Origin of the sequence: Paenibacillus sp. 32O-W (assembly GCF_007679495.1) — a bacterium.
Taxonomy (GTDB): Bacteria; Bacillota; Bacilli; order Paenibacillales; family NBRC-103111; genus Paenibacillus_L; species Paenibacillus_L residui.
In genome coordinates this window covers 17013-27293 of the sequence record NZ_VEGP01000076.1, presented here as the reverse complement: position 1 = coordinate 27293, position 10281 = coordinate 17013, and the positions used below count along the sequence as shown (strand labels likewise).

Here is a 10281-nt window from a genome sequence, read left to right as displayed (position 1 = left end):
ACACGTTTACATCGATAATTTTAACTCAAGCACCCCAAATTGAGCCTCAATCGCCCGGTTTATTCCGAGATCCTATTTACTGTGACTATGGGTGTGATGCCTCTTTTGTCTGTTATACCCTTGACTCAGGTGCGATCCCCCTTTGTCTGTTATACCCTTGACTCAGGTGTGATGCCACTTTTGTCTGTTATACCCTTAACTCAGGTGGGGTACCGTTTCCCTTCCTCAGATGCTCGTCCAGTGCTTTACTCCCGGTTATTTAAAGACCATAATACTATTTATAGAAAGACCGTTCTTTTCGCTTCTCGCCATAGAGTCTGGCTCAGTTCAATATGCCGCCCTCCAAAAGTTACGCATCGCTGAAGAATCACTCCAAAATAATGCTGGATGTTCTAAAACGAACCCGCAGACGGCGGCCAAATAGGCTGCCCGGTGGGTTACCCTTATTGGCGGGATATCGGAAGAGGCTACTCTTCCCTTTGAATAGGGTCGGGAATCAGCCCTTCCTTCTGAAGCTGGGTATTGGTTTTCATCCGTTCCATCGCTTGTCCGTGCCGCTTCATCTCTTCCATATCGGGGGCCATTGACCCATTCAGCACGTCATCCGTTGCGCTTGAAGCATCCTTCCGCTTATTCAGATGAATACGATTTAATGTTTTTAAATCTTCATGGTCATAAAATCGGGGCATGCTAACTACCTCCCGGAATAAGATTATTCGGAGCCTTGCCCATACCGGCGGAGGGCGCTGGTTGAATCCTAACGGTAAAGCCGGTAATCAACGGTCAACGTTCCCTCTCCGAACCGCCAACGTAAAACCGGTATCAACGGTCACCGTTCCCTCGCTGAACCGCTTGTTTAAGTACTTAATTTTTAACCTGATTAGTTGCTTTAGAATCATGCATATGGAAAAAACACCCTTTCTGGAAAGGTGTCTGACGAACGCCAATTGCTTGGACAACATCACCTTGCGACCGGCATCGCCTCCGAGCGGCCCGATTTCCCCGAGCGATCCTATGTCCCGACGAGCATGGCGCTCCCGTCGGAGACAACCGATTTTACGGTGAAAGACCTGCACTTTTGCTCGTCTTCTACCATATTTGGTGGTTTCGCGCTTAAAGAACTGCATTTTTGCTCGTCTTTTACTACGTTTGGCATGATTTTTGCAAAGCTAGTGCAATTGTGCAAGTCTTTTTCATGGTTTTGGTGGAAATCGGCCAAAGACCAGCAATTGTGCAGGTAAATTACCCCATTTTGCTAATTTTCGCGATTTTACGGTGAAAGACCTGCACTTTTGCTCGTCCTTTACCACATTTGGTGGATTCGCGCTTAAAGACCTGCACTTTTGCTCGTCTTTTACTACGTTTAGCGGTTTCCCGCTTAGAAGACCTGAATTTTCGCGCGTTATCCATCTAGCACTTTCACCATGAAATAAATGCATTCCTACTTCTATTTCGCCTCATCCGGCACTTTCACCCACGATTGTGGTACCGTTTTTTGACACCGCTGTCCAAGCGATAGCCTCGGTCAGCCTAATAGGACCGAACGACCGGTTTGTATCGCAGAAGGATTTCCTCCGAGAGGCTGTTCTGGAAACGACCACGATTATTTCCGAAGGTCGAAGTATAAACGCCCGGCCACCCGTAATCGTTTTCTACCAATTAAACGTCGATAAAATAAAACGAACGTTCTTGTTCCGGCCATTTTCTATAGTTCGGTTTTCAATGAAATTCCTCTTCCTTTTTCTGCGAAGATAGAGTATACTAGCACCATAAAAAATTGAATGATTCCTCGTATAATGGCAGGAATTGGCCTGCGAGTCTCTACCCGGTCACCGGAAATGACTGGACTACGAGTGAATGCGTCTATTGGCGTTTGCGTCGTTTATTTGTCATTCACTCGAGGGACAAGCCGGACTCATCGGAGTCAGGCTTCGTTCGCTCGAGTTTTTATTTTTCGTTGGGAATAATGCTAACTATAGGAGGTTCTCCATGAAACTGCTTCAGGAAAAAATTCAGGCCGAAGGAATCGTCCTGTCCGATCAGGTGCTTAAGGTGGACTCGTTCCTGAATCATCAGATTGATCCGCAGCTTATGCTGGCCATTGGCAAAGAATTCGTCAGCCGGTTCGCTCAGGACCAGATTACTAAAGTGCTGACCATCGAGTCGTCAGGTATCGCTCCCGCTATCATGACCGCTATGCTGTTAAACGTGCCCCTTCTGTTTGCCCGCAAACAGAAGTCGCTTACCCTGCAGAACAATGTTTATGTCGAGCAGGTTCACTCCTTCACCAAGCAAGTGACCAATGAAATTACGGTCTCCAAGAAATTTCTTGAAGAAGGCGACAAAGTTCTTATTATCGATGATTTCCTGGCTCATGGGGAGGCCGCTTTCGGTCTGGCGAAGATTGTTCGGCAAGCCGGGGCCGAGGTGGCGGGCATCGGGATCGTGATTGAAAAATCGTTCCAGAATGGCAGAGCGAAGCTCGATGATGCGGGCTTCCGCGTAGAATCGCTTGCCCGAATCAAGTCCCTGACCGACGGACAGGTCCGGTTCGTAGAAGATTCCGCCGTATTGACTGCGGAGGGGAACGGCAGTCATGCGTAATCCGACCAAATTGCTGTCTCTCGGCCTCCAGCACGTACTGGCCATGTACGCCGGCGCAGTCATAGTGCCCATTATCATTGCAAGCAAGCTCGGCCTCACGACTACCCAATTATCTTATCTGATATCGATCGATTTGCTCACCTGCGGGGTGGCCACCCTTCTCCAGGTTTGGAAAAACCGTTTCTTCGGCATCGGCCTTCCCGTCATGCTGGGCTGCACATTTACTGCGGTCGGTCCGATGATCGCCATCGGCTCGCAATACGGCATCACCGCTATTTACGGGGCTATTCTTGCATCCGGCCTGTTTGTCTTCCTGTTTGCCTCGTTCTTCGGGAAACTGATCCGATTCTTCCCGCCGGTTGTTACCGGCTCGGTCGTAACCATCATAGGACTTACGCTGATTCCGGTAGCAATTACCGACATGGGAGGGGGAGAAACAGCATTCGAACGAACCGTCAGTCTGCTCCTCTCCTTCGGGGTCCTGATCTTTATTTTGCTGCTGAACCGGTTTGTCACCGGGTTCCTGCGAGCGATCTCGATCCTTCTCGGCCTTATCGCAGGCACGGTTGCAGGCTGGTTCCTGGGCCTGGTCGACTTCTCCTCTGTCGGGGAGGCAGAGTGGTTCCATATGGTCAAGCCGTTCTATTTCGGTTGGCCTACCTTTGAAATTTCGGCTATCATCACGATGATTCTGGTAGCCATTGTCAGCCTGATCGAATCTACCGGGGTTTATCTGGCTCTCGGAAAAATTTGCGATAAAGATCTGAATTCGAAAGATTTTACCGGAGGGTACCGGGCCGAAGGATTGGCCACTGTGCTTGGCGGACTGTTTAACGCCCTGCCCTATACCGCCTTCTCGCAAAATGTAGGGCTGATCCAGTTGACGAAGGTAAAAACCGGCAAGGTGATCGTAGCGGCAGGCGGAATTCTTATCGTGCTCGGTTTGGTGCCGAAAGTGGCGGCCGCCACCACGATCATTCCGACTCCCGTTCTTGGAGGAGCGATGCTGGCTATGTTCGGAATGGTTGTCTCCTCGGGCATCAAGCTTCTCGGCACCGTCGATCTGAACCGGCAGGAGAACATGCTGATTGTAGCTTGCTCCATCGGAGTTGGCCTCGGCGTTACTGTTGCCCCGGATTTATTCTCGGATCTTCCTGCCGGCATCCAAATTTTAACGAGCAACGGCATCGTAGCCGGAAGCTTCACCGCCATTCTTTTGAACGGATTATTCAACATGGGACGCGGTCGCCAAAAATCGGGGCAGTCAACTGACCCTATTCCTTCCTCGTCCGCCCAACCCGGTACACAGGAAAGCTCTGCATAACCATATACCCATGTAAGGCTGTCCCGCAGGTCATCATGGACCGGGGCGGTCTTTTTTTGTCTCGGCAGTTTAAAACTCACCCGATAAGTTTCATCTGTTTTATTATGGAATGGGCTGTCCCGGGGCAACCTATGGGATGAATCGACTCTTAAGGAGGGGTATACATGGCGAAGGATAAAGATATGAAGCCGATATCCGGAGAACCTATCGAGGTGGACGGGATGTACGCTAACGAATGGGGACGGATAGAATCTCTTAACCGGGGAGATATTTTCCCCGCCGATCCTATGTTGGGAACTACCGAGTGGAAGCTGGTCAGCTATAAAGCCGAGCAAGAACCGGCTAAAGAGGAGCATCACGACCATCAGCCTCCCCGGGCTCATGTGGATCGCGGCGATAAATAAATCTATATACGGGAAACTCCACCGATTTAAAATAATTCCTGCTTATGAAGATGAAAGGAGGGGTTTGAATGTCAGGGGAACAGCCTTCCGCCAAACAGCTTAAAGCACGGCAAGCGCAATCGGTAGCCGACCGGACCGGCCGGAACAAGAAGGAAGCCAGCCAATTACAATCCGAAGCCGACCAGTCCGATCTGAAGAAGCATTAAGCTGCTCTAACCGGGTCGAGGCCAGGAAGCATATTTCATGTTTAACTCTCCGATTTTTGGTTTATATAGGTTTTAGGCCCATACTGCGGGCAAAACAGGACTAAATACCATTTAGACTGTGTATGCTGTATAAATCGGACAATTTGGAGGGATGGGATATGGCAGCAAAGGGGAACAACGAAGTGAAGCAGAGCCTGGCTGAACTGACCCGAATCTACAAACCGAAGGATCCTGCGAAGTTTGTTAAAACCTTTATGCGAAAATACAGAGTTTCCGGAGGCTATGAAGAAGAATTGACCAGCCTCGTGAGGATGGAGCTTAGCAAAATCAATTGCTGAAAGTACGCCCCGGCCGTATGTGCCGGGGCTTGTCCACGACTAGGCCCGCTGTTGCTGCGATAATTCGAGAGAGTTAGGCTATGCGTTTGCCAAATCGTACGCCATCGTATGGTACCGCTCTGCATGGCCGTTTCGCTCACTTGTTGCCTATAATGTTGCGGACGTTATTTTCTGAACAGTAGCTCGGCCAAAGAAGCGCAAGCCGCACCATTTCCCCAATCGAAGATGGTGAACTCGCCTACAATATGCTCGCTGTCCGGGCCATGGTGCACATTTTCCATCGAGAACCCGTATTCCTTGGCTCCGAAATAAGGGAAACGGTTCTCGTAAAGCTTCTTCACGACAGCATTCTCAGGGCAATACATCATGTAAAAGGAAGCCCGCATCGCCCACAATCCTCGCGCCCGGTACTGTTCTTTGCCGGTTATCTTGTAGTAATCGTAATAAGTTAATGCGAACAAGCTCTGGCGGGCGTCATTCCACTCATCGTCGGAATTCATGACACCGAACCCGCCGAGAGTGGGGACTGTCATATATGGAGGCTCCCATACCGCCTGATACAGGGAAAGCTCTCCCAGCACGGCTTCCCCGTCCTCCAGATAAGGACGATGTTCGGTGGCCCAATACAGCTCCTTCAGTGCCTCGGCCGTCCAATAGATAGAGAAGGTGCATTGATTGTACAATCCGCTTCTTTTATCCTTCACCCCGGGCTGCTTGCCTTCCCAAGCCGCCGAGCAAGACCAGTACGTTTCGAAGTCCTCCCACCTTCCGCAAGGCATAATCTCTCTCTTTACAAAAGCCATCGCTCTTTCCGCCGAATCCAGGTACATCTTGTTGCCGGTTATTCTGTAGAGCCTGGCTAACAGCAAGACATGCATAGACGTCTCCGGGCTGTTCAGCAGATAAGGCGAAGGTTCTCCGCTATCGATATGAACCCAGGCCGGGAAGCTTCCGTCCGGCGCCTGCAACCGCAGAAGCCTCTCTACATAATTAATCGTATAGCCAAGGAGCCGTTCATCCCTTTCCAGATCCTCATACCATTTCAGCATCCAATAACAGGTCCAGGACATATCCAGCAAATGGGCATAATGCTCATGGCCGGGAGGCCTCCGATTGGAGAAGCCCCATTCTCCGTTCTCCCACCGGTACGAACTATCCGCCGAATAAACATTGGGAAATAATCCGTCCCGCTGAGGTGCAGACAAGGCAAAGGCTTTAGCCAAAGCGGCCTTGGCCACTAAATCGCAGGAAGGCAAACGCCCGCCACAGGATCGCCAGTGCTCCCCCCACAAACGGTAACCGTAGGCGCTTCTCAGACTGCAGAACCAAGCCTGGTTCCACAGACTTTTGCGTTCCCGCCAATGATTCTCCAGACCGCCGCCGGGTGTCTGGGCCGCACGTACAATAAATACACATCCGCCCACCTCCTCGTCCTTCAGCCTGAACTGCTGCCAGACGATGCTCCCCCATCGGTTAAAAGCCCAATCATAAGTGTATTCCGCGTACTTTTCCATTCCGGACAGCAAGGCTTTATCATCGGACACTATGGAGGATTCCGCTAACATGCGTCGTTTGGCAAATTTCTCCCACATAAAGTCCGCCACCGGGGCCAAGTTCCGTTTTCCGTTCACGCCGTCCCATTCCACCAAATAGAAGCGAAACAAGCGCTGACCCTGCTCCAGCCTAAACCGTTCCTGTATCTTCCGGTGATACACATGCTCTATTTTCACATAATACCCCAGCTCGTAATACAGGGTGCGGTCGGGCTCCACATAGTCCATCCTATGAGGAACGCGCCTTTCTCTCTCTATTTCGTCAAGATCCGGAATAAGAGCAAACATCCGGCTTCCGCAGACAAAAACAATCGCCGGAGAACGAAATACCATGTCCCCGATCACTAAATCCTCCTCCGGCGCCAAATGAGGCTTCCAGATGCATTCCATTTGCGGATCGGCCAACATCATTTCCACCCCCGCCCGGTCTGTGGTGATGGCCGCTCCTTTTCGAATGAGCTCCAGTGAAGCCGCTTTGGTTCTACCCTCCTCTGCGGCGATTTCTGTCTCTTCCCCGTTTATTATAAGTTCATAACCATCCGGCAAATTCTTTATCTGAACCCAGGACCTCAGCCATTCTAATTTTTCATTCACCGATTTCTCCCGCCCTTCGTTCCACATCGTTCTCTGCCATTCGTTTTACTCACATCTAACGCTTCAACTCTCTTCACATCATTCTTCAATTAGCTTGACTTACAAAAATCCCCTTCTCTTGATCCCTTGGCCAGGTTGATTCTTTCACCCGATTTTCGACGCATTAATTCCTTAGCACCGGTTTCTCACGCATCGATTCCCCTCGCACCATTTATTCACATCTCCTGATCATCCTTCTCTATCATCATAACGCCCCCGGATTCAGAGGTATTTATCTTGGAATATTAATCATTTAACGCATATTGCCAATTTGGCGCCTGTCCCCTACAATGTTTTTAATCAGCGAAAACGGGGGTTGCTCCATGGATTTGAACGCCTTATCTCCTTATATCCGGGTAGCGTTGGATAACGTCATTGTTCCAACCTGGAAAGTTAAAGAGAGGGACCTTTTTGACTACGAGCTGCTGTATATTAAGGAAGGTGAAGCCATCATTACGGTTTTGGATCAGGTGTACAACGGCCAGCCGGGCGATATCTTTCTATTTAAGCCGAGACAAAGACACTCCATTGCCGTGAAAGGAAGCATCCCTCTCCGTCAACCCCATATCCATTTTGATTTGTTCTACCGGCCCGACAGCCCGGAGGTCAAAGTCTCTTTTAAACCCATTGAAGAAATGTCCCCGCAGGAACACGCCTGGTTTCGGGAAGACGACTGTTCCGTGCCTCCATTTGATCTACCGAATCATTTTCGGCTGCGGAACCCGCTTGTTTTCGAGAAGCTGCTGCTCGATCTCATTCGCGAATTCAATATGGGACTGCCCTTCAGTCAGGCGTCGGTCAAGGGCTTGTTCATTCAGCTTTGGATTTTCCTGTTGAGAGAACACCATTGGAATCAGAACAGCCACATCCACTCCAACTGGGAGCAATTGACCAAGGTCAAGCAATTTCTGAACCATCATTTCAACGAAGAGGTGAACGTGGACAAGCTGGCGGAGATGGCAAACCTGAGCAATAACCACTTTATCCGCCTGTTCAAAAAAGCCTTCGGAAGCTCTCCTATCAAATATCATCAGATGGTGAGGATAGAGAAAGCGAAGGAAATGATCCAATTCACCTCCATCCCGCTAACCGAAATTGCGGAAGAGGTCGGTTTTCAGAGCATCCATGCATTTAGCCGGGCCTTCAAGCAATTGGAGGGCGTTCCCCCGTCCTTCTACCGCAGTCAAAAACAATGAAGCAGCCGTATATAATCCACTTGAGACAACGTATGGTCCGATCATGAAAAATAGTTTATATTCAATAAATTCTCTTACATAAGGGGATTCACCAGCATTCCAATTATTGTCTGACGATCCCCCGATCAGTTCCTTCTATTCCTACATCCTTCGACTGACATCCCCTATACTCTGTTCCTCTGCGGCCGCGCCGGTATCTCTGCCCCACACCTTTTGACTGTTATCCCTTTCGATCAGTTCCTTCTATTCCCACATCCTTCGACTGCCGTCCCTTACACTCTGTTCCTCTGCGGCCGCGCCGGTATCTCTTCCCTACACCTTTTGACTGTTATCCCTTTCGATCAGTTTCTTCTATTCCCACATCCTTCGAATGCCTTCCCTCACACTCTGTTCCTTTGTGGCCACGCCAGTATCTCTTCCCCACACCTTTTGACTGTTATCCCTTTCGATCAGTTCCTTCTATTCCCACATCCTTCGACTGCCGTCCCTTACACTCTGTTCCTCTGTGGCCACGCCAGTATCTCTTCCCCACACCTTTTGACTGTTATCCCTTTCGATCAGTACTTCTCACCACTCTTTAATACAGCTTGAAATAGGAACATACATTCTGTATAATAATAGCAAACAAACGTTCTGTTTCGGGGTGAATGCTGTGTCGACATTTGCTTCAGAGGCTTTGTATACAAATCGACGTATGAATTTCAATTCAGGTTTGGATCGAAATCTGGCCAGCAATGTTGGCTCTGATCATTATGGAAAGTATGAAGAGGGTTTCGGTTCGGATTTACATGTAAAGACAAATGAAAGCTTCCGTTCAAATTCACATGGAATGATTGGTATAAATTCACAATCAGCTTTGCATGGAAATATGGTAGGCTGCCGTTCGGATTTGCACCGAGAGCCAGAAGCGAATGTGAGTCGAAGTGTAGATTCGAAGATTATTCAGGATCTATTGTTAAATCTGTCTATAGATCGGTACTCTAAATGGGACGAGGAGGCTTTTCGGCAAGAGGAAAAAGCTTTTCAGGATCGCTTTAAAACCGAGGAGGACTGTATGCAGTTCATCTATCAAGCGAAATGGCCAGATGGCTTTTCCTGCCCTCGTTGTGGGCATAGGCAGGCGTATGTCATCCGCTCCCGCCGGCTGCCGCTCTATGAGTGCCGAAGCTGCCGACACCAGACTTCCCTGATCGCTGGTACAGTGATGGAAGGAAGCCGGACTTCACTGTGCAAATGGTTTCTCGCTTTTCATCTCGTTGCCAATACCGAGCGAGGTACGAATGCCGTTCAGCTCAGTTCGTTCCTGCAGGTCACTTATAAAACCGCCTGGGCGATCCTTCACAAGATTCGCCAAGCTTTGTCTCAGGCTGATAACGCCAATCCGTTAACCGGTGTAGTGAAGGGAGGCACAGCCTTTCATCGCCCGTTCCGCAGCGCTGCATCGGTCTTAGGGCTCTATCCCGAACAGAGGCCTGTATTCGTCGTTGCTTCCTTGGACAAAGGAGCTGTACCTCAGCAGGTCAAAATCAAAACCGTTCGTCCGGAAGATATGGAGGATGGCAGAATCTATCGGTCTGCGGGCGAGCACTTCATTAAGGAGCATGTCAGCCCGGATGCGCTCGATGTGGATATCGAGACGAGACGCTACCATTATCAACGCGTTCCTTCCCTGCGGAATTATTTGCGCAAAGCGAGAGCCTGGACCAATCGAGTATTTAACGGGATCGGACCGAAGTATTTACAACATTACCTGGATGAATTCTGTTTTCGTCTGAATTTACAATTGCAGAACGTCCCGATTTTTGATCGTCTCGCCCGTGCTTGTATAAAGATATTACAAATCAGTTAGCGAATTGAAAATCCCCCCAAATCCATGCAATTCCGGTCTTTTCTTATTTCTGAGCTAAGGGGATAACAATAAAAAGCATGAGGGAAGGAATATTGCGGGTTAGGTTACGGTAACAAAAATGAAAACCTTATATGCGACAACATAATATAAGCTCGTGTATGACACAAAAATGCG

At 49.4% G+C, this 10281-nt stretch carries 10 protein-coding genes and 1 riboswitch; of the genes, 8 read left to right on the top strand and 2 right to left on the bottom strand.

The annotated features are described in order from the left end of the window. Positions 1 to 467: 467 nt before the first annotated feature. Entirely contained in the window at positions 468 to 689 is a 222-nt protein-coding gene (locus FS806_RS22045; protein WP_144940999.1) for a hypothetical protein, read from the bottom strand. 240 nt (positions 690 to 929) lie between these two features. Between FS806_RS22045 and FS806_RS26375 the strand changes: the two genes are divergently transcribed. The 6 genes from FS806_RS26375 (at position 930) to FS806_RS22025 (ending at position 4876) form a co-directional block, all read left to right on the top strand. Next, complete coding sequence (locus FS806_RS26375) at positions 930 to 1241, top strand: hypothetical protein (protein ID WP_222126747.1); 312 nt, start codon at positions 930 to 932, stop codon at positions 1239 to 1241. Positions 1242 to 1769: 528 nt separating this feature from the next. Then, positions 1770 to 1870: riboswitch (purine riboswitch) on the top strand. A 119-nt stretch (positions 1871 to 1989) separates the two neighbouring features. Next, positions 1990 to 2604: a xanthine phosphoribosyltransferase gene (locus FS806_RS22040; protein WP_144940996.1), complete on the top strand. Its 615-nt coding sequence runs from the start codon at positions 1990 to 1992 to the stop codon at positions 2602 to 2604. Then, on the top strand, positions 2597 to 3928 hold the full coding sequence (locus tag FS806_RS22035) for a nucleobase:cation symporter-2 family protein (protein WP_144940993.1): 1332 nt from the start codon (positions 2597 to 2599) through the stop codon (positions 3926 to 3928). The genes FS806_RS22040 and FS806_RS22035 overlap by 8 nt, the downstream gene beginning before the upstream one ends. Before the next feature lie 164 nt (positions 3929 to 4092). Next, positions 4093 to 4332, top strand: a complete 240-nt coding sequence (locus FS806_RS22030) for a hypothetical protein (RefSeq protein WP_144940990.1) — start codon at positions 4093 to 4095, stop codon at positions 4330 to 4332. A 68-nt stretch (positions 4333 to 4400) separates the two neighbouring features. After that, the gene (locus FS806_RS25930) at positions 4401 to 4538 is read left to right on the top strand and encodes a hypothetical protein (RefSeq protein WP_186328486.1); all 138 of its coding nucleotides are present in this window, start codon (positions 4401 to 4403) and stop codon (positions 4536 to 4538) included. Between the two features lie 158 nt (positions 4539 to 4696). Beyond that, positions 4697 to 4876, top strand: coding sequence for a hypothetical protein (locus FS806_RS22025; protein ID WP_144940987.1), 180 nt, complete (start codon positions 4697 to 4699; stop codon positions 4874 to 4876). Positions 4877 to 5040: 164 nt separating this feature from the next. Here FS806_RS22025 and FS806_RS22020 read toward each other — a convergent pair whose 3' ends face one another. Then, positions 5041 to 7023: a prenyltransferase/squalene oxidase repeat-containing protein gene (locus FS806_RS22020; RefSeq protein ID WP_144940984.1), complete on the bottom strand. Its 1983-nt coding sequence runs from the start codon at positions 7021 to 7023 to the stop codon at positions 5041 to 5043. Between the two features lie 362 nt (positions 7024 to 7385). On the opposite strand from FS806_RS22020, the gene FS806_RS22015 reads away from it, so the two are divergent. Both FS806_RS22015 and FS806_RS22010 read left to right on the top strand, forming a co-directional pair. Beyond that, positions 7386 to 8258, top strand: a complete 873-nt coding sequence (locus FS806_RS22015; protein ID WP_144940981.1) for an AraC family transcriptional regulator — start codon at positions 7386 to 7388, stop codon at positions 8256 to 8258. 967 nt (positions 8259 to 9225) lie between these two features. After that, a complete protein-coding gene (locus FS806_RS22010; RefSeq protein WP_483874197.1) occupies positions 9226 to 10107 on the top strand; it encodes an IS1595 family transposase in 882 nt (293 codons plus the stop codon). The last annotated feature ends 174 nt before the right edge of the window (positions 10108 to 10281 follow it).